This window comes from Azotobacter chroococcum, from assembly GCF_002220155.1.
GTDB classification, from domain to species: Bacteria; Pseudomonadota; Gammaproteobacteria; order Pseudomonadales; family Pseudomonadaceae; genus Azotobacter; species Azotobacter chroococcum.
The window spans coordinates 2,393,229-2,411,109 of record NZ_CP011835.1 but is presented as its reverse complement, the minus strand read 5'-3'; the positions used below and the strand labels follow the sequence as shown (position 1 = coordinate 2,411,109).

The following is a 17,881-nucleotide window of genomic DNA, read 5'->3' as shown; positions in this document are numbered from 1 at the left end:
TTGGTCACGCAGCGGTCAGCTTGCTTGGGCGCACCTTCAGGGTTTTCCCGTCGACTTCGACCTGGGCGTAGATGCCTTGGCCGCGGCCGTTGCCGGTATTGATCTCGCCGCGGTACAGGCCGGTTTTCAGCTGTTGGCGCGGGTTGGTGAATTTCACGGCCCAAGTTGTGTCGCGATGAAAGCAGGGTTCATCCGGCCATGAGGCATAGGGTTGCGTAGGCCTGCCGGCAGTTGTACGGAGCCTGCAGTCCAGTTCGTCCAGACGCAGCAGCATGCTCTTCGCCGGCCGGTGTGGCGCGTACCTGGGAAACCGTCTCGGCTGAGGCTGCTTTCCGGTGGGATATGAACAGGAGAGGAATGGCCGGTTACGCCGGCTAATCGGGCAGTGTGTCGCCGCTGGATGCCTGCCAGCAGGATGGGGCTGATGAACCCCCAGACTTGCAGATTACTCAAACAGACTGCGCGCCTTGCCGGGAACCGTGAAACCCGGCGTGACCATCTCTTGGCAATGGCCAGCTGACGCCGCTTGCATGCCGATCTGCCGACGGCATCTCCATAATACACAAATGATAATTATTATCAATTGAGAAATTGCAAGACCGTCACTGCAGGGGAGTTCTGGTCAGCATCAGGAGAATATGGCCGGCTGCTCTTGGTAGGGCCTCGACCCTGTACGTGGGCGGTCGGCTTTTCTGGCTATTGCCACACTGCCGGCTATTCCTGTTCCGTCGGCTTGCCAGGGTGCCCATATCGGGCGCATGGAGCGCGGCATTTCCGGCGCCTTTGCTGGCCGCCAGGAGGCCGGTGGGCGGTGTGGCGCTGAGCGCCATCCGCCGTAGGGCTTTCCGCTTCTGTATTACCGATCATTCGTCGTCCTGGGTCTTGATCGATCCTTGGTCAAAGGCGCGCTGCCTGAAATGACTTGTCCCGTGTGCCTCTTCTGGATGGCTCTGGCTTTTTCCTTCCAGTAGGCATCGCCTTTGGGTTTGAACCGACGAGGTTTCATCGCAATGCGGATCGCTATTGCCACAGCCGCCGTCACTGCAATCACTGTGGCGCTAATCCAAAGGGTGTCCATAGGGGGTGTCCTTGCTAATCAAGCGGCTGGAGGGGGAATGCCTTGGCTCTGCTCGTCAAGGCGGAGTTCGACTCCGGATCTTTCTTGCCCGAGCTGTCGGCCTGCAGGTAGACGAGGGGCCATAAGGGGCGCGATCTTGCCAGTTTTTGACCTGGCCTGCCCAGCGCGGCGGCACCCGGAGCCTGGCTCAGCCTGCATTCACCGGCCCCATTGGCTGAATCAGTCCGGCCCCCTCGTTGTGCACGTTCCCCACCGCCAGCCCGATCGGGTACCACTCGAACGCCTGCGTCGGTAGTCCCCGATGCAGGGCAATCTCCTCGGCCTGGGCCGGGATCTGCTGCGGATCGATCCAGGCGCGGGCCATCTCGGCTCCCAGGACCAGCGGCTGGCGGTCGTGGATCGCGCTCATTCCCCCATCGCTCATCCGGGTGATCAGCGCGAAGCCGTCGCCTTCACGCGCTGCTGCGCCCCCGTGCGGAAACCGGCCGATGGCCGGGAAGAACAGCGGTTCGCCGCTCTTGAGGCGAAAGAAGAAGGGCTGCTTGCGCCCTGTAGCGGCCGCATTCTGCTGCCATTCATACCAGCCATCGGCCGGCACCAGGGCGCGTCCGGATTTCCAGGCCTCCCGCCAGAAGCGGCTGCTCGCCAGCGTTTCTACCCGGGCATTGATCGCCGGCGGCCGCGCTCGTGGCCCCTGGGCCCAAGCCGGTGCGTATCCCCAGGGGACGGGCTCCAGGCGCAGCCCGTCGGCATCCGTGTGGATCAGCAACACCCGCGTATGCGGGGCCACGTTGTAGCGGGCAATCGGCGCGGGTTCGAGGCCGGCCGCCAGCGGCAGTCCGCTGTGCAGCGCCTGCAGGTAGTCGATCGCCGCCCGATACTGCACGAATCTGCCGCACATGCCGGCCTCCGCTGCAAGGTCTGTCCGTCGCCAAGTATTGTCAGCGCTGGTGCGGGAGGCCAGGGAACCTGTCGGGAGGAGGGCGTTCGGCCCGGCAGCTCAGGCAAGCAGCCATTGCCGAGCCATTTCTGCTGCCTGCGGGGCTTGGTTCCGGGCCGCCGTATGGGGTAGGTTTGAACTGCCTTGCGGAGCGTCTTACCCAGACCCTCCGTCTCTTCGGCAGGCCCTACCCGGGTAGTCGGATACTCAAAAGGAGATACAGGATGTCTAACGACCCCGTCACCCTCATGGTGGCGCGCCGCGTGGCTCGCGGACGCTACCGCGCTTTCAGCATCTGGCTGGACGAAGGCCGCAGCCTGGCCGCCGGCTTCGATGGCTTTCTGGGCTCCGGCGTGCTGGCACCGCCGCCTGGCGATGACGAGCACCAGATCATCTTTCGTTTCCGCGACGAATCCACGCTGGCCGCCTGGGAGCATTCCGCCGCGCGGCATGCCTGGCTGGCACGCGGCCTGGGCCTTTTCGATGCGCCCCACGAGCACCGTGCCACCGGGCTGGGCAGTTGGTTCCACGACGCCGTAGTCAACGGCCCGCCGCGCTGGAAGCAGGCGACGGCCATCTGGCTGGCGTTCTTTCCCGTCTCCCTGGCGTTCCAGTGGCTGTTTGGCGATGCCCTGGGCACGCTGCCGCTCGTCCTGCGGATACTGCTCAGCACCTTGCTGATGACGCCGCTGATGGTCTTTCTCTTCATCCCGCTCAGCACCCGCCTGCTGGCCCCCTGGCTCAATGGCCGTTCCTCCGCCGGCGGACGTCTGGAGCGCCTGCTGCACCCTGGCCGCGCATAGCCGCGGGCCACTCGGCTCCCGGCCGCCCGCCAGGGGCGGCGGAAGCCGAGTCGTTGCGCTGGGCCGCAAGAGATTTCATCCGCTTTTCCCGCACAGAAAAGTGTCAGGTCGTCCATGCCGAACCAGCCTCGGGCTGTTGCGAGCAAGGCTGCCGGTTGGTCGTTTCGGGGGGGCGATACAGTGCAGTATTCGGGCCCTCTATATCGGCTCCGTACCTCCGGACTTGAGTTGTCCAATCAACCAAACAGGGTACCCATCGGCTGTTTTTTTGAGCCTCTCATTTCAAGACAGTGCAATTACAGTGATGCCTTCCTCATCACGGCTTGATTGTGCATATGGCCAGGCCTGCCGCTATGCGATCAATACTGCCGTCCTGTCGGAGCCGGATCGAGCCGTGAGTCCAGGTGAGGTGTTGCCAGTGCCGCCACTCGCTCGAAACCAGATGGTTTTCCCCACTTTCGACGCGCCTACCCGTCGGCATGAATCGATACGGCATCCGCAAGCATGCAGTCCTTGCCAGTAAGCTGTCTGCAAAACATGGAGCGCAAGCATTTTGTACTTGATGACATGGATACGTTTTATTCGACCGCAGCCTGTCTTGACTTGTGGTGGCGTCCGACATGCAGAGAAATAAGTATTTCGGCAGTTGCCGGTTTTGGGCATCGCTGCTGCTGGGCGGCTGGATTCTGGTTTATCTATTTGGTGATTCGCTGCCGCCGATAGGGCATTTCCTGATACTGCATCAGGTACTAGAAACAGCTTCTATCATGGTAAGTGTACTGATCTTCGTCGTTGGTTGGCATACGTTCAGGATGCACGCAAATCATGCCATCCTGATTGTTTCCTGTACTTTCCTGGGAGTGGCGGTTTCCGACTTCTGGCACATGCTGTCTTATCCGGGAATGCCCGACTTTTTCGGCCCAAATTCCCCGGAGAAGGCGATTGGCTTCTGGCTGTTGGCACGTTATTTAACGGCAGTAAGCCTGTTGATCATGGCCTGCCTGCCCTGGCGAGTGCTGGCCTCCAGTCATTCTGTCTCGACCAATAAAGACAGATATATAGCCCTTCTTGTTACACTGTTGGTCATGTCTTTGGCCATCCTGACCTTGCTCCTGTTTCCAGAAGCTATCCCGAAGACCTATCAGGAAGATGTCGGCCTCACGCCATTCAAACAGGGGGCCGAATTTGCAATTATTGCAATCTATTGCACCAGCATCGCCTTGCTCTTGATGCGAAGGCATGTCGATACGGGACTTGAAACAAGTCTCCTGGTATGCTCCTTGTCGGTCATGGTGATGAGCGAGGTTTTTTTTACGGTATATCGCAATGTCACGGATGCATATAACCTGTTTGGGCATATATATAAAATTATAGCCTATGTGATTTTATACAGAGCCATTTTTGTGGAGTCTATTCTGGCACCCTACAAGTCATTGGAGGACTCGAGGCAACATGTTCAGGTCCTCATGGAGGCATTGCCAGACATTATTCTCGAGGCGCGTCTCGATGGCCTGCTTCTCAGTGCCCATTTTCCGGCGGATGGAAGGCTGTTCAAGACGCAGGATCTGGAGGCAGGGGGATATCTTCAGGATTTGCTTCCGCCTCAGGCTTTAGAGTGCCTGGTACGAGCGATGCGGGCAGCAGAGCACGACGGCCAGGTCTCGGGCCTTAAATTCCAGCTTGGCAGCGCCGGCGAGGAGCTGATTTTCGAGGTTTCGGCTTCGCTGCTCGCCCACTGGCCTGACGAGAGAAGTCATTTCATGATTTTGATTCGGGACGTGACGGAGCAGGCCAGAAATCAATCCAAGATCGAGCAGATGGCGCATTTCGATGCGCTCACCGGGCTGCCGAACCGTACGCTGTTCAATACACGCTTTGATGTCGAGGCTACGCGCTGCGAAAAGAATCAGCAGCCCATGGCGCTGATCTTCATGGATCTCGACAACTTCAAGAATGTCAACGACTCGCTGGGCCACAAGGTCGGCGATGCGCTGCTGATCAAAATTGCGTCTCGCCTGGAAAGAATCCTGCGCCCGAGAGACATGGTGTCTCGCCAGGGTGGGGACGAGTTCATGTTCCTGCTTCCCGAGGCGGATGCACATCTGGCTGGACAAATGGCCGAGTGCATCAAAAGCTCCATCGAACTGCCCATTCAGGTGGGGCAATATACGCTGCATGTCGGCGCATCGATGGGAATCTGCATCTTTCCCCAGGATGGCCGTGATCTCGACACCTTGTCCAGTCATGCCGATATCGCCATGTATCGGGCAAAGCATGAGCGGCGCAGCCATTACGAACTCTTCACGGAGGAAATGCAGGCCCGCACGGCTCGGACCCTTTTGCTGGAAGGGGCACTGCGCGAGGCGATTCAATGGGGACAGCTGGACGTCTATTACCAGCCGCAGTTCGATATAACGGGCAAGCGGCTGGAAGGGGCCGAGGCACTGGTGAGATGGCAGCATCCCGAACTGGGCTTCATCAGTCCTGCCGAGTTCATTCCGATCGCCGAAATCAGCGGTCAGATCATCAAGATCGGCGATCTGGTTCTGCACAAGGCCACGCAGCAGATGAAGCATTGGCTGGACGAGGGCTTTCCCGGGGACATGAGCATTGCGGTCAATATCTCCATGGCGCAGTTCCGCGATGCAGCCCTGCTGGAAAAGATCGACAGGGCGCTTGCTAACAGTGAGTTGCCGCCATGGGCACTCGAACTGGAACTGACCGAAAGCGTGGCCATGGAGAATCCGGAGAAGGTCGGCGAGATCGTGAGCAGTTTGCGTTCCCGGGGCGTGAAGCTTTCCATCGACGACTTCGGAACGGGTTATTCATCGCTCAGCTATCTGAAAAAGCTGCAGGTGCACAAGCTGAAGATCGACCGCTCCTTCATCCAGGCCATTTCAGCCGGCAGCAGCGATCAAACCATTGTCAGGGCCATCATCGGCATTGCCAGGGATCTGGACATGCAGACCATCGCCGAGGGCATCGAGACCGAAGAGCAGCGCCAGATACTGGAGGCGCTGGGCTGCGATTCGGGACAGGGTTATCTGTTCTGCAAGCCGCTGCCGGCAGCGGAGTTCCTGCCCAGGCTGCTCGAGCATTCCGTGAGCTGAGCGTTCCCTCCCGCCACTCCTTCCCGGGGCTACTGGATACTCGACGCCAGCTCGAAGATCGGCATGTACATCAGGATCACGATCACGCCGATGACCAGGCCGATGAAGGTCATCAGCAGCGGTTCGAACAGGCGCACGAACCAGTCGATCCAGCGGCCGGTTTCCTCGTCGTAGAAGTCCGCGGTGCGCTCCATCATGACCCCGAGGTTGCCGGCCTGTTCGCCGGCGCGCAGCATGCGCAGGGAAACCGGGGTCGCCAGGCGGTTTTCCTCCAGCGAGCGGGACAGGGCGTGGCCTTCGCGGATGAGCTCGCCGGCCCGGTCCAGACGAACGCGCGAGGCGGGGCCGAGCAGGCCGCGGACCATGCCCAGGGCGGTGAGGATCGGGATGCCACCCTGCAGCAGGATGCCCAGGGAACGGTAGAAGCGCGCCATCTCGTAGATGAACAGGCGCTCGCGGATGGTCGGGACTTTCTCGACCAGCCGGCCGAGGGCGCGCCTCACCCGTTCCTGGCGCAGCAGGACGACGAGGGCGGCCAGGACCGGCAGCAGGCTGCCGAGCAGTGCATTCTGATGGGTATGAATGAACTGCCCGACGCTCAGCAGCACCTGCGACAGCCATGGCAGGTTGGAGCCGAGTCCCTCGAAGACCAGGCTGAAGCGCGGCACCACGTAGCCGATCAGAAACAGCAGCACCCCGTTGCCGACCAGCAGCAGCAAAAGCGGATAGACCGAGGCGCTGACGATCTTCTGGCGCACCTCGTCCATGCGCGTGCGGTAGGCGACGTAGCGTCCCAGGGCGTCGCCGACCGCGCCGGTCTTCTCGCTCGACTGCACCAGCGCCACATAGAGGGGGGGAAAGATTGAGGGAAACTCGCCCAGCGCCTGGGAGAGGGACTTGCCCTCGTAGAGCAGGCGCACCAGGTCGCTCAGGATCTTGCGCGCCTGGGCGTCGGATTCCTTCTCGGCAAGGCTTTCGAGGGCGTCGATCAGCGCCAGGCCGGCGTTCAGCAGGGTGGTCAGCTCCTGGCTGAACAGCACCAGCGGGAAGGCTTCGCGGCGCCGCCAGCGGGCCGGCGACCAGCGCCTTTCGGCGCGCAGGCTGAGCACCTTCAGGCCCTGGTGTTCGGCCAGGCGCAGGGCGTCGGTCGGGCTCGGGGCGTCGAGGACCAGCGACACCACTTCCGCCGTCTTGCGCATGCCCTTGATCTGAAAGCGCATGTCCGGCTCCCGTCACTGCCAGCTGGTGATTTCCGCGTTCTCGCCTTCGCCGCCGGGCTGGCCGTCCTTGCCCAGGGTCAGCAGGTCGTAGTCGCCGTTCTCGCCCGGCGAGCGGTAGACGTAGGCGCGGCCCCAGGGGTCCTGTGGCACGCCCTTCTGCAGGTAGGGGCCGGACCAGCGCGGCTCGTCGCTGGGCGCCGCGACCAGGGCGTTGAGGCCCTGCTCGGTGCTGGGGTAGCGGCCGGTTTCCACGCGGTAGATGTCCAGCGCCTTGCTCAGACCCTCGATCTGCGCGCGGGCGACCTTGGTTTCCGAGCGGCCGAGCTGGTTGAAGTATTTGGGGCCGACGATGCCGGCCAGCAGGCCGAGCACGACCAGCACGACCAGCAGTTCCAGCAGGGTGAAGCCCGGACTGCGGCGGGCTTGGGCAAGGGTTTGCATCCGTTTCATCTGGCTGACCTCGGGTTCCGGTGACAGAAGGGGCCATGTCGCGACAGTGCCTGCAGCAGCCGCTCCCGCAGGAGGCTCCCTGCCGATAGGCAATCCGCACATGGCCGGGGAAAACGCCGGAGCGCGCCGGGACTTCAGCAATCTTCAGGCCAGCCGTTGGAGGCCATTTTCCGCGGCACCGGGTGCTTGCCCGCTGGGGAATTGGGGATTTTCACCCACCATTCCCCGCTCCGGGCGGCCGCCACGGGAGCACCAAGGCCCGATAGCGTGGGCGCAGGAGAGCCTTTCCCGCTGCAGCACGATTCTTGCTCGGCTGCTTCGCCAGGAAGCCGCCGGGAGGCGCGGCCGAGATCGGGAGAAGGAAGCATGGGACGAGTGGCGGCAGTTCTGCTCGGTATGATCGCCGCGCTGGGGGCGGCGATGCCCGCGTATGGCGATATCTACCGGGAAGTGGCGGCGGACGGCAGCATCACCCTCACCAATGTCTATCGCAAGGAGCGCAAGAGCGTGCGCCTGCGTCGCGAGGCGCCAGTGCCGCCGGCCATGCCGGTGGCGGCAGCGAAGAAGCAGAGGGGGGAGGCCGGTGCGCTGCCCTATGCCGCGCTGGTGGCCGCCGCGGCAGTCGAGCACGGCCTGCCCGAGGCGCTGCTGCATGCGCTGATCCGCGCCGAGTCCAACTACGACCCGCATGCCGTCTCGCCGAAGGGGGCGGCCGGATTGATGCAGCTGATGCCGGATACCGCCCGCGAACTGGGAGTGGCCGACGTCTGGGACCCGGCCGCCAACATCCGCGGCGGTGCCCGCTACCTGAAGCGCCTGCTGGAGATGTTCGACCAGGACCTCAGCCTGGCCGTGGCGGCCTACAACGCAGGCCCCGGAGCGGTCATCGGCAGCGGCAGCGCCATCCCGCCCTTCGCCGAAACCCAGCGCTATGTGCCGAAGGTGCTCGAGCACTATCGGCGCCTGCAGAGCGGCGGCTGATCAGTCGCCGCGGTATTCGCAGCCGCTGGTGCAGGTCTCGTGGATGCGTACCCGGGAGAGTTCGGGCAGCCGGGGCTTGAGCTGCTGCCAGATCCACTTGGCGAGGATCTCGCTGGTCGGGTTCTCCAGGCCCTCGATCTCGTTCAGATAGTTGTGATCCAGCCGCTCGTAGATCGGCTTGAAGATCTCCTTGATCTCGGAAAAGTCACGAATCCAGCCGGTGTAGGGATCGACCTCGCCCTCGATGTAGATGGCCACGCGGAACGAATGGCCGTGCAGCCGGCCGCACTTGTGGCCGGCCGGGACGTGGGGAAGGCGGTGAGCCGCTTCGAATACGAATTCTTTGAATAATTCCACTGATAGAGCCTTGAATGAGGTGATGGGGCGCTTCCCGCCCTGGAGAGCGCATCCCGCAGGCGTGCAGGGTGGATTTTAACCCCGGGACCGGCTTATGGTTCAGCAGGGGCGACCGGAAGTCGCCGTTCAGCGTGGATTAAGGTGCCGGCCGCAAACTGGGCGAGGCTCTCTCCCGGGCTGGCAGACCTGCCGACAACCTTCCCCATCAGGCTTTTCGAGGGAAATTTCCATGCACTCTTTCGCCGTCCCGCTCGCGGGACCCGCTTTCGGCCAATGATGCGCTTGCGTGCCCGCTTCGGGGCTGGTGGGCTTGTCCTGCTTTCCGCTCTCTGCCTGCCGAGTGCGAGCGCCCGGGATCTGGATCAGGACCAGGCCCTGCGCCTTCGCCAGGCGGGCGTCATCCAGCCGCTCGAACAACTGGTCCGGAGCGCCCTGGCGCGTTATCCGGGGGCCCGTCTGCTGGAGGCCGAGCTGGAGGAGGAGCATGGCGTCTACGTCTACGAGGTGGAGCTGCTCACGGCCGGCGGGGTCGTGCGCGAGCTGGAGCTGGATGCCCGCGACGGGCGCATCCTGAAAGACGAGGAGGACGACTGATGCGCCTGCTGCTGGTGGAGGATTCGGTCGGACTGGCCGATGAACTGGTGGCCGGCCTGCAGCGCCAGGGCTATGCCGTGGACTGGCTGGCCGACGGGCGCGATGCCGCCCGCCAGGGGAGCTGCGAGCCCTACGACCTGATGATTCTCGACCTGGGACTGCCCGGCAAGCCGGGGCTGGAGGTGCTGCGCGACTGGCGTGCCCAGGGAGTGGCCACGCCGGTGCTGGTGTTGACCGCCCGCGCCTCCTGGGCGGAGCGTATCGAGGGGCTGAAGGCGGGCGCCGACGACTATCTGTGCAAGCCTTTCCATCCCGAGGAGTTGCAGCTGCGCATCCAGGCGCTGCTGCGCCGTGCCCACGGACTGGCCAACCAGCCGCAGCTGGAGGCGGGCGGGCTGCTGCTCGACGAGGCGCGCCAGGTGGTTCGCTGCGGTGCGGAGGATATCGAGCTCACCGCCGCCGAGTTCCGCCTGCTGCGCTACCTGATGCTGCATCCCGGGCAACTGCTCTCCAAGGGTCAGCTCGCCGAGCACCTCTACGACGGCGAGACCGAGCGCGACTCCAACGTCATCGAGGTGCACATCAACCGCCTGCGCGGCAAGCTCGGCCGGACGGCGATCGAAACCCGTCGCGGCCAGGGCTACCGCTTCGCGGGTGTGCGTTGAGGTCGATCCAGCGCCGGCTGGGGTTCGGCCTGATCGGTGTCCTGCTCGGTGCCGGGCTCCTGCTGGCGCAGAGCACGCTCTGGATGCTCGATGCGGGGCTGCGCCGCTACCTGGAGGACGATCTGCGCGAGCAGGCCGAAGCCTTGCTGACTAGCCTGGCCCGCGGGCGGAACGGCATCCAGCTGGACGAGCCGCGTCTGCCGGGTGTCTATCAGCGTCCCTATTCCGGACACTATTTCCGCATCGATCTGCCGGGCGAGAGCTGGCGCTCCCGTTCCCTCTGGGATCATGCCCTGACGGATTCGTCCACAACGGGCCTGCAGGCCGGGCTGGTCGATGGCCCGGGCGACCAGCGGCTGCTGCTCTATCGCGCCGACTACCGGCGCTTCGGGCAAACCATCTCGATCAGCGTGGCCTCCGACTACACGCCGATCCTGCAGGCCTACCGGCGCGTGCAATGGGTCGGCTGCCTGCTCGGGCTGGGCGTGCTGGTGCTGGTCGTGCTGCTGCAGCGGCTCACGGTGCGCCGGGCCTTGCGGCCGCTCGAGGAGGTGCGCCGGCAGGTCGAGCAGCTGCAGCAGGGTCAGCGTCAGGCGCTGGACCCCGGAGTACCGGTCGAACTGGAGCCGCTGGTGGCGCAGATCAACCATCTGCTGCGGCAGACCGAGAGCACCCTGCAGCGTTCGCGGCATGCGGTCGGCAATCTCGGCCACGCGCTGAAGACCCCCCTGGCCGTGCTGACCAGTCTGGCCGCGCGGGCCGAACTGGCGGCCTGTCCGGAGCTGCAGGCGTCGCTGCAGGAGCAGCTGGCGCAGATCGAGCAGCGCCTGGCCCGCGAACTGGGCCGCGCGCGGCTGGCCGGCGAGGCGCTGCCGGCCAGCCATTTCGATTGCGCGGCGGAACTGCCCGGGCTGTTCGCCACCCTGGCGATGGTCCACAACCGCGGGCTGGCGCTCGACTGGCAGGCCCCAGCGGGGGGGCGCCTGCCCTGGGACCGGGAGGACGTGCTGGAACTGCTCGGCAATCTGCTGGACAACGCCTGCAAGTGGGCGCGGACGCGAGTGAGTCTGGAGATCGCCGGAGTGCCGGAGGGCTGGCTGATCCGGGTCGACGACGACGGTCCGGGGATGGCCGCCGAGTTTCGCGGCGAGGCGCTGAACCGGGGGATACGCCTGGACGAGCAGGTCGCCGGTCACGGGCTGGGCCTGGCCATCGTGCGCGATATCCTCGATGCCTGGCACGGCCGGCTGGCGCTGCAGGATTCGCCGCTGGGCGGCTTGCGGGTGGCGATCGAATTGCCGGCGCGACGGGAGGCAAACTGAGTTCGGAGGGGTGTTGCGGGAAGGGCGGGGAGAGAGTGTCGCGGGGGAGAAGGCTATCGCGGAGCGAAAGTCGCTCCGCGATAGCGGACGTGCGGCGTCAGCCGACCAGCAGGCCGCTCTGCTGCACCAGCTCCAGCAGGGGTTGCGGGTAGACGCCGAGGCCGAAGGCCAGCAGGGCGATGAGCAGCAGCATGATGCCACCGCTGCCCAGGTTCCAGTTGAGCGGAGCATCGCGACGCTGCAGCTTCGGCTCGACCAGGAACAGGGTGACCATCACCCGCAGGTAGTAGTAGACGCCGATGGCGCTACCCACGACCAGCGAGGCGAGCAGCCACCAGAGCCCGGACTCGACGCCCGCGGCGATCACGTAGAACTTGCCGATGAAGCCGGCGGTCAGCGGGATGCCGGCCAGCGACAGCATCATGGTGGTGAGCACGGCGGTCAGGTACGGACGGCGCCAGAACAGGCCGCGGTACTCGTACAGGGCGTCGGCGTCGCGGCCGCTGTAGGGCGTGGACATCAGGGTGATCACCCCGAAGGCGCCGAGGCTGGTCAGCACGTAGGACGCCAGGTAGACGCCGATCGCCTCCACGGCCATGCCCTTGCTGGCGATCAGCGCCACCAGCAGGTAGCCGAAGTGGGCGATGGACGAGTAGCCGAGCAGACGCTTGAGGTTGCTCTGCAGCAGTGCCAGCAGGTTGCCGAGCAGGATCGAGGCGATGGCGATCAGGCTCAGCAGGTCGTTCATCCAGCCGCCGGAGGTCGCCGGGGAGATCTGGTACAGCCGCAGCAGCACGGCGAACACCGCGACCTTGCTGGCGGTGGCCAGGAAGGCCGAGACCGGCGCCGGCGCACCCTCGTAGACGTCCGGGGTCCACAGGTGGAAGGGCACCAGCGACAGCTTGAAGGCCAGGCCGATCAGCATCAGGCCGATGCCGACCTGCACCAGAGTGCTCTGGACGCCGCCCGGCGCCATGGCGTTGCCCAGGCTGGCGAAGCTCAGGCTGCCGGATTCGGCGTAGAGCAGGGCCATGCCGAACAGCAGGAAGGCCGAGCCGGCGGCCGACAGCACCATGTACTTGATGCCGGCCTCCAGCGAACGCCGGTTGAAGAAGGCGTAGGCGACCATGCCGTAGACCGGCACCGAGAGCAGTTCCAGGCCGATGAACAGCCCGGCGAGGTGCTGGGCACCGACCAGCACCAGCGCGCCGGCGGCGGCGAGCAGGATCAGCAGGTACATTTCCTCGCGGTTGCCGGGATAGCCCGGCGCGCCGCTCTTGTCGCCCATGTAGGCATGGATCAGGGTCACGCAGGCCAGGGTGGCGACCAGGATCAGCGCCATGTAGAAGCCGGCGAAGCTGTCCATCTGCAGCAGCGGGGTGACCGCCAGCGGCGCGACCTTGACCGCCGGAATGACCGACAGCAGGGCGAGGTTGAGACCGACCACCGAGAGGGTGAAGGTCAGTGAGTGATTTCGCCTCCAGGCGATGCCGAGCATCACCGCCACGACAGTGGCAGAGGTGATGAGCAGCGGCAGCAGGGCGATGAGATGTTGAGTCGTCATGTGCATGGCTCTACTTACCGGGCCGAAACGAGTTGGGTGAGGGCGGTGCTCAGCCACTGCTGCACGCCTTGCATGCTGGCGGCAGAGGTGTCGAGAACCGGTTGCGGGTAGACGCCGAGGAGGATCAGCAGTCCTGCCAGACCGAGCACCATGCTCAGCTCGCGGCCGTTCAGGCCGAGCAGGGCGCCTTCCGTCCTGGCCGGGCCGAAATAGGCGCGGTGGATCATGATCAGCGAGTAGACCGAGCCGAGCACCAGGCCGGTGGAGGCCAGCACGGTGATCCAGGGGGCCTGCGGGAAGGTGCCGATCAGGACCAGGAACTCGCCGACGAAGTTGCCGGTGCCCGGCAGGCCGAGCGCGGCGGCGGCGAAGAACAGGCTGACCGCCGGCAGCCACGGCATGCGGCTCCAGATACCGCCCATCTCGCGCATGTCACGGGTGTGCAGGCGCTCGTAGAGCTGGCCGCAGAGGATGAACAGTGCGGCGGCGGAGAGGCCGTGGGCGATCATTTGCACCACCGCACCCTGCAGGGCGATCTGGCTGCCGGAGTAGATGGCGATCAGGATGAAGCCCATGTGCGACACGCTGGAGTAGGCCACCAGGCGCTTGATGTCGGTCTGTGCGAAGGACACCAGGGCACCGTAGACGATGGCGAACACGCCGAGGCCCATGGCGATCGGCGCGAACTCCGCCGAGGCGTTGGGGAACAGCGGCAGGGCGAAGCGCAGCAGGCCGTAGGCGGCGGTCTTCAGCAGGATGCCGGCCAGGTCCACGGAGCCGGCGGTCGGCGCCTGGGCATGGGCGTCGGGCAGCCAGGAGTGGAACGGAATGACCGGGAACTTCACCGCGAAGGAGATGAAGAAGCCGAGCATCAGCAGGAACTCGGTGCCCGGGGCCAGCTGGGTCTTCAGCAGGTCGGCGTAGTTGAAGGTGAGCACGCCGCTCTGGCTGTAGTGGACGAACACCAGGCCGAGGATGGCCACCAGCATGATCAGGCCGCTGGCCTGGGTGAAGATGAAGAACTTGGTGGCGGCAGTGATGCGGGTGTTGCCCGTGCTGCCGCTGTGACCCCAGAGCGCGATGAGGAAATACATCGGCACCAGCATCATTTCCCAGAAGAAGAAGAACAGGAACAGGTCGACGGCGAGGAAGACGCCGACCACGCCACCGAGAATCCACATCAGGTTGAGGTGGAAGAAACCGACCTTCTGCTGGATTTCCTTCCAGGAGCAGAGGACCGAGAGCACACCGAGCAGGCCGGTGAGCACCACCATCAGCATCGACAGGCCGTCCAGGGCCAGATGCAGCTCGATGCCGAAGCGCTCGATCCAGCTCAGCCGGAACTCGGCGCTCCAGAGCGGTGCGGCTCCCGGTGCGGGGGCCAGGGTGAAGTCCCCTGTGGCCCACAGCCAGAGGCCGAGAACCAGCAGCAGGGACATGGTCAGCAGCGCGATCCAGCGCGGCAGGGTGGCGCTGTAGCGCTCACCCTGCCAGCACAGCAGGCCGCCGATGAAGGGGATCAGGATCAGCCAGGGCAGAATCATGACGGGCTCAATTCCTTTCGCAAAATGTCAGGCCAACAGCACGATGCCGAGCAGCAGCACGGCACCGCCGACGATGGAGCCGGCATACCAGCGCAGCTGGCCGGTCTCGCTGCGGCTCAGCACCCCATGACCGCCGCGCGCCAGGCGCGGGATCACGTTGATGCCACGGTCGATGGGGTCGCGGCCGAGCAGGCGGCAGAGCTGCAGGTAGGGAGTGACGAACAGCCGGTCGTAGAGCCAGTCGAAGCCCCAGGCGGCATACCACAGGGGAATCAGCCGGCGTGCCGGCTCGCTCTGCGCGATGCCGTCGAGCAGCTTGCGGTCGCCGAGGAACAGCCGCGCGGCTAAGGCGATGCCCACCACGGCGATGATCGCGGAGATGACTTCCAGCACGTGCTTGGCCCCGCCACCGGCGTGGCCGACGCTTTCCGGCAGCACGCCGTGCAGCGGCGGCACTATCCAGGCGCCGACGAAGGTGGACAGGACGATCAGCACCGCGAGCGGCAGGTTGTGGGCGATGCCGTGTCCTGCATGCACCTCGCCCTTCGCCTCGCCATGGAAGGCGATGAAGATCAGCCGGAAGGTGTACAGGGAGGTCAGGAAGGCACCGGCCAGGCCGGCGAAGAGCAGCAGGACGCGGCCGCTGGCGTAGGCTTCCCAGAGAATCTCGTCCTTGGAGTAGAAGCCCGCGGTCAGCAGCGGCAGGGCCGCCAGTGCGGCGCCACCGACCAGGAAGCTGGCGTAGGCCAGCGGCAGCTTCTTCCACAGCCCGCCCATCTTGAAGATGTCCTGCTCGTGATGGCAGGCGAGGATCACCGAACCGGAGGCGAGGAACAGCAGGGCCTTGAAAAAGGCGTGGGTCATCAGGTGGAAGATCGCCGCATCCCAGGCACCGACGCCCAGGGCGAGGAACATGTAGCCGATCTGGCTCATGGTCGAGTAGGCGAGGATGCGCTTGATGTCGGTCTGCACCAGGGCGGCGCAGCCGGCCAGCAGCAGGGTCACGCCGCCGACGATGCCGACCAGGTCGAGGATCTCCGGAGTCAGCAGGAACAGGCCGTGGGTGCGGGCGATCAGGTAGACGCCGGCGGTCACCATGGTCGCCGCGTGGATCAGCGCCGAGACCGGGGTCGGGCCGGCCATGGCGTCGGCCAGCCAGGTCTGCAGCGGCAGCTGGGCGGACTTGCCGACCGCCCCACCGAGCAGCATCAGGGTGGCGATCCACAACCAGCTGTCGCCTTCGGCATATTTCTGCGGGGCCAGGCTGACCAGTTCCTGGATATTCAGGGTGCCCACGTTGAAGAACAGGATGAACAGGCCGATGGCCATGAACACGTCGCCGACGCGGGTGACGATGAAGGCCTTGAGCGCCGCGTTGCCGTTCTTGCGTTCGTGGAAGTAGAAGCCGATCAGCAGGTAGGAGCACAGCCCCACGCCTTCCCAGCCGAAGTACAGGAACAGCAGGTTGTCGCCCAGCACCAGGAACAGCATGCTGGCGATGAACAGGTTGGTGTAGGCGAAGAAGCGCGAGTAGCCTTCTTCGCCGCGCATGTACCAGCTGGCGAACAGGTGGATCAGGAAGCCCACGCCGGTGACCACGCCGAGCATGGTGACCGACAGGCCGTCCAGGTAGAGGGTGAAGCTCGGCGCGAAGCCGGCCACGCTCATCCACTGCCACAGCGTCTGGGTGAAGACGCCGCCTTCCGGCGTGGCACTGGTGAACTGCCAGATGACATGGGCGGCGGTCAGGGCCGAGAGGCCCACGGAGCCGACGCCGATCAGCGCCGACAGGTTCTCGGAGAAGCGTCCGCGGGAGAAGGCCAGCAGCAGCCAGCCGATCAGCGGAAACAGGCAGGTAAGGAATAGTAGGTTCATCCGCGCATCTCGCTGGCAGCGTCGATATCGAGGGTATGGAAGCGGCGATACAGCTGCAGCAGGATCGCCAGGCCGATGCTGGCCTCGGCGGCTGCCAGGGTGATCACCAGAATGAACATGATCTGGCCGTCAGGCTGAGCCCAGCGGCTGCCGGCAACCACGAAGGCCAGGGCGGCCGCGTTCATCATGACTTCCAGGCTCATCAGCACGAACAGGATGTTGCGCCGCACCATCAGGCCGACCAGGCCGAGGCTGAACAGCACGCCGGACAGCGCCAGACCGTGCTCCATGGGGATTGCATTCATCGGGTCACTCCTTGGCTTCGTGGCGGCCGAGGTGGTAGGCGGCAACCAGCGCGGCGAGCAGCAGCATGGAAGCCAGCTCCACCGCCAGCAGGTAGGGTCCGAACAGCGCGATGCCGACGGCCTTGGCGTCCACCGTCTGCTGGCCGATGACGGCACCGCTCGAGGTGCCGAACAGGACATACAGCAGCTGCACGAGCAGCAGGGCGGACAGCACCGTCGGTCCGGCCCAGATGCCGGGCTTGAGCCATTGCCGTTCCTGCTCGGCGATAGCCGGGCCGAGGTTGAGCATCATCACCACGAAGACGAACAGCACCATGATGGCGCCGGCGTAGACGATGATTTCCAGCACGCCGGCGAAGGGAGCGCCGAGGCTGAAGAAACACATCGAGACCGCCAGCAGGGAAACGATCAGATAGAGCAGGGCATGCACGGGGTTGGTGTGGGTGATCACCCGCAGGGTGGACACCACGGCGGCCCCGGCAGCGAAGTAGAACGCGAATTCCATCTTTCCTGGGTCCTTAAGGCAGCAGGCCTTTCACGTTGATCGGCTCGGCTTCGTTCTGCGCGGTACCTTTCGGCTTGCCGGCGATCGCCATGCCCGCCACGCGGTAGAAGTTGTAGTCCGGGTACTTGCCGGGACCGGAGATCAGCAGGTCCTCCTTCTCGTAGACCAGCTCCTGGCGCTTGAACTCGGCCATCTCGAAGTCCGGGGTCAGCTGGATCGCGGTGGTCGGGCAGGCTTCCTCGCAGAGGCCGCAGAAGATGCAGCGCGAGAAGTTGATGCGGAAGAATTCCGGATACCAGCGGCCGTCGTCCCTCTCGGCCTTCTGCAGGGAGATGCAGCCGACCGGGCAGGCCACCGCGCAGAGGTTGCAGGCCACGCAGCGCTCTTCGCCGTCGGGATCGCGGGTCAGCACGATGCGGCCGCGATAGCGTGGCGGCAGGTAGACGGGCTCTTCCGGGTACTGCAGGGTGTCGCGCTTGCGGAAGGCGTGGGAGAACACCATCACCAGGCTGCGCAGCTGGGTGAAGGTACCGTACAGCACCTCTCCAATGTATTTGAACATGGCGTG

Annotated in this window: 18 protein-coding genes; 6 read left to right on the top strand and 12 right to left on the bottom strand. The window is 64.7% G+C overall.

Going from position 1 to position 17,881, the window contains the following annotated elements; translation table 11 throughout:
• Positions 1–4: 4 nt before the first annotated feature.
• From ACG10_RS23680 to ACG10_RS11060, 3 genes are all read right to left on the bottom strand, one after another.
• Positions 5–274, bottom strand: coding sequence for a hypothetical protein (locus tag ACG10_RS23680; protein WP_157731432.1), 270 nt, complete (start codon positions 272–274; stop codon positions 5–7).
• A gap of 582 nt (positions 275–856) precedes the next feature.
• Positions 857–1,078: a hypothetical protein gene (locus ACG10_RS24405; protein WP_131349153.1), complete on the bottom strand. Its 222-nt coding sequence runs from the start codon at positions 1,076–1,078 to the stop codon at positions 857–859.
• Between the two features lie 187 nt (positions 1,079–1,265).
• Complete coding sequence (locus ACG10_RS11060) at positions 1,266–1,979, bottom strand: SOS response-associated peptidase family protein (protein ID WP_089168256.1); 714 nt, start codon at positions 1,977–1,979, stop codon at positions 1,266–1,268.
• A 263-nt stretch (positions 1,980–2,242) separates the two neighbouring features.
• Here ACG10_RS11060 and ACG10_RS11055 point away from each other — a divergent pair, with 263 nt between their 5' ends.
• Together ACG10_RS11055 and ACG10_RS11050 are read left to right on the top strand one after the other, a co-directional pair.
• On the top strand, positions 2,243–2,821 hold the full coding sequence (locus tag ACG10_RS11055) for an antibiotic biosynthesis monooxygenase (protein WP_198318930.1): 579 nt from the start codon (positions 2,243–2,245) through the stop codon (positions 2,819–2,821).
• Positions 2,822–3,441: 620 nt separating this feature from the next.
• Positions 3,442–5,931, top strand: a complete 2,490-nt coding sequence (locus ACG10_RS11050) for a bifunctional diguanylate cyclase/phosphodiesterase (protein ID WP_089169854.1) — start codon at positions 3,442–3,444, stop codon at positions 5,929–5,931.
• 29 nt (positions 5,932–5,960) lie between these two features.
• Here the strand turns inward: ACG10_RS11050 and ACG10_RS11045 are convergent, their stop codons facing one another.
• Together ACG10_RS11045 and gspG are read right to left on the bottom strand one after the other, a co-directional pair.
• Positions 5,961–7,151 (bottom strand): type II secretion system F family protein, encoded by a 1,191-nt coding sequence (locus tag ACG10_RS11045; protein WP_039803859.1) that lies wholly within the window; start codon positions 7,149–7,151, stop codon positions 5,961–5,963.
• Positions 7,152–7,163: 12 nt separating this feature from the next.
• Entirely contained in the window at positions 7,164–7,592 is a 429-nt protein-coding gene (gene gspG, locus ACG10_RS11040; protein WP_039803861.1) for a type II secretion system major pseudopilin GspG, read from the bottom strand.
• A 375-nt stretch (positions 7,593–7,967) separates the two neighbouring features.
• On the opposite strand from gspG, the gene ACG10_RS11035 reads away from it, so the two are divergent.
• Positions 7,968–8,582, top strand: a complete 615-nt coding sequence (locus ACG10_RS11035; protein ID WP_089168254.1) for a lytic transglycosylase domain-containing protein — start codon at positions 7,968–7,970, stop codon at positions 8,580–8,582.
• On the opposite strand, the gene queD is transcribed toward ACG10_RS11035, so the two are convergent.
• The gene (gene queD / locus ACG10_RS11030) at positions 8,583–8,939 is read right to left on the bottom strand and encodes a 6-carboxytetrahydropterin synthase QueD (protein WP_039803863.1); all 357 of its coding nucleotides are present in this window, start codon (positions 8,937–8,939) and stop codon (positions 8,583–8,585) included. It abuts the gene before it with no gap.
• A 273-nt stretch (positions 8,940–9,212) separates the two neighbouring features.
• Here queD and ACG10_RS11025 point away from each other — a divergent pair, with 273 nt between their 5' ends.
• From ACG10_RS11025 to ACG10_RS11015, 3 genes are read left to right on the top strand one after another with little or no spacing between them, the layout of a single operon-like run.
• Positions 9,213–9,533, top strand: coding sequence for a PepSY domain-containing protein (locus tag ACG10_RS11025; RefSeq protein ID WP_089168253.1), 321 nt, complete (start codon positions 9,213–9,215; stop codon positions 9,531–9,533).
• The gene (locus tag ACG10_RS11020; protein WP_089168252.1) at positions 9,533–10,198 is read left to right on the top strand and encodes a response regulator transcription factor; all 666 of its coding nucleotides are present in this window, start codon (positions 9,533–9,535) and stop codon (positions 10,196–10,198) included. Before ACG10_RS11025 ends, ACG10_RS11020 begins: the two co-directional genes overlap by 1 nt.
• Positions 10,195–11,520, top strand: a complete 1,326-nt coding sequence (locus tag ACG10_RS11015; RefSeq protein ID WP_089168251.1) for a sensor histidine kinase — start codon at positions 10,195–10,197, stop codon at positions 11,518–11,520. The genes ACG10_RS11020 and ACG10_RS11015 overlap by 4 nt, the downstream gene beginning before the upstream one ends.
• A 97-nt stretch (positions 11,521–11,617) precedes the next feature.
• Here the strand turns inward: ACG10_RS11015 and nuoN are convergent, their stop codons facing one another.
• The 6 genes from nuoN to nuoI are packed head-to-tail and all read right to left on the bottom strand — an operon-like array spanning position 11,618 to position 17,875.
• Positions 11,618–13,090: an NADH-quinone oxidoreductase subunit NuoN gene (nuoN, locus tag ACG10_RS11010; RefSeq protein ID WP_089168250.1), complete on the bottom strand. Its 1,473-nt coding sequence runs from the start codon at positions 13,088–13,090 to the stop codon at positions 11,618–11,620.
• An 8-nt stretch (positions 13,091–13,098) separates the two neighbouring features.
• Positions 13,099–14,628 (bottom strand): NADH-quinone oxidoreductase subunit M, encoded by a 1,530-nt coding sequence (gene nuoM, locus ACG10_RS11005; RefSeq protein ID WP_089168249.1) that lies wholly within the window; start codon positions 14,626–14,628, stop codon positions 13,099–13,101.
• A 27-nt stretch (positions 14,629–14,655) separates the two neighbouring features.
• Positions 14,656–16,503: an NADH-quinone oxidoreductase subunit L gene (nuoL, locus tag ACG10_RS11000; protein WP_089168248.1), complete on the bottom strand. Its 1,848-nt coding sequence runs from the start codon at positions 16,501–16,503 to the stop codon at positions 14,656–14,658.
• Entirely contained in the window at positions 16,500–16,808 is a 309-nt protein-coding gene (gene nuoK / locus ACG10_RS10995) for an NADH-quinone oxidoreductase subunit NuoK (RefSeq protein ID WP_039803875.1), read from the bottom strand. The genes nuoL and nuoK overlap by 4 nt, the downstream gene beginning before the upstream one ends.
• 4 nt (positions 16,809–16,812) lie before the next feature.
• Complete coding sequence (gene nuoJ / locus ACG10_RS10990; protein WP_039803877.1) at positions 16,813–17,313, bottom strand: NADH-quinone oxidoreductase subunit J; 501 nt, start codon at positions 17,311–17,313, stop codon at positions 16,813–16,815.
• A 13-nt stretch (positions 17,314–17,326) separates the two neighbouring features.
• Positions 17,327–17,875: an NADH-quinone oxidoreductase subunit NuoI gene (nuoI, locus tag ACG10_RS10985; protein ID WP_089168247.1), complete on the bottom strand. Its 549-nt coding sequence runs from the start codon at positions 17,873–17,875 to the stop codon at positions 17,327–17,329.
• Positions 17,876–17,881 lie beyond the last annotated feature (6 nt).

Excerpts from the sequence above, each read along its gene's own strand:
- ACG10_RS23680 (WP_157731432.1), bottom strand. The coding sequence starts at position 274 with ATGCTGCTGCGTCTGGACGAACTGGACTGCAGGCTCCGTACAACTGCC.
- ACG10_RS24405 (WP_131349153.1), bottom strand. The coding sequence starts at position 1,078 with ATGGACACCCTTTGGATTAGCGCCACAGTGATTGCAGTGACGGCGGCT.
- ACG10_RS11060 (WP_089168256.1), bottom strand. The coding sequence starts at position 1,979 with ATGTGCGGCAGATTCGTGCAGTATCGGGCGGCGATCGACTACCTGCAG.
- ACG10_RS11055 (WP_198318930.1), top strand. The coding sequence starts at position 2,243 with ATGTCTAACGACCCCGTCACCCTCATGGTGGCGCGCCGCGTGGCTCGC.
- ACG10_RS11050 (WP_089169854.1), top strand. The coding sequence starts at position 3,442 with ATGCAGAGAAATAAGTATTTCGGCAGTTGCCGGTTTTGGGCATCGCTG.
- ACG10_RS11045 (WP_039803859.1), bottom strand. The coding sequence starts at position 7,151 with ATGCGCTTTCAGATCAAGGGCATGCGCAAGACGGCGGAAGTGGTGTCG.
- gspG (WP_039803861.1), bottom strand. The coding sequence starts at position 7,592 with ATGCAAACCCTTGCCCAAGCCCGCCGCAGTCCGGGCTTCACCCTGCTG.
- ACG10_RS11035 (WP_089168254.1), top strand. The coding sequence starts at position 7,968 with ATGGGACGAGTGGCGGCAGTTCTGCTCGGTATGATCGCCGCGCTGGGG.
- ACG10_RS11025 (WP_089168253.1), top strand. The coding sequence starts at position 9,213 with ATGATGCGCTTGCGTGCCCGCTTCGGGGCTGGTGGGCTTGTCCTGCTT.
- ACG10_RS11020 (WP_089168252.1), top strand. The coding sequence starts at position 9,533 with ATGCGCCTGCTGCTGGTGGAGGATTCGGTCGGACTGGCCGATGAACTG.
- nuoN (WP_089168250.1), bottom strand. The coding sequence starts at position 13,090 with ATGCACATGACGACTCAACATCTCATCGCCCTGCTGCCGCTGCTCATC.
- nuoM (WP_089168249.1), bottom strand. The coding sequence starts at position 14,628 with ATGATTCTGCCCTGGCTGATCCTGATCCCCTTCATCGGCGGCCTGCTG.
- nuoL (WP_089168248.1), bottom strand. The coding sequence starts at position 16,503 with ATGAACCTACTATTCCTTACCTGCCTGTTTCCGCTGATCGGCTGGCTG.
- nuoK (WP_039803875.1), bottom strand. The coding sequence starts at position 16,808 with ATGAATGCAATCCCCATGGAGCACGGTCTGGCGCTGTCCGGCGTGCTG.
- nuoJ (WP_039803877.1), bottom strand. The coding sequence starts at position 17,313 with ATGGAATTCGCGTTCTACTTCGCTGCCGGGGCCGCCGTGGTGTCCACC.
- nuoI (WP_089168247.1), bottom strand. The coding sequence starts at position 17,875 with ATGTTCAAATACATTGGAGAGGTGCTGTACGGTACCTTCACCCAGCTG.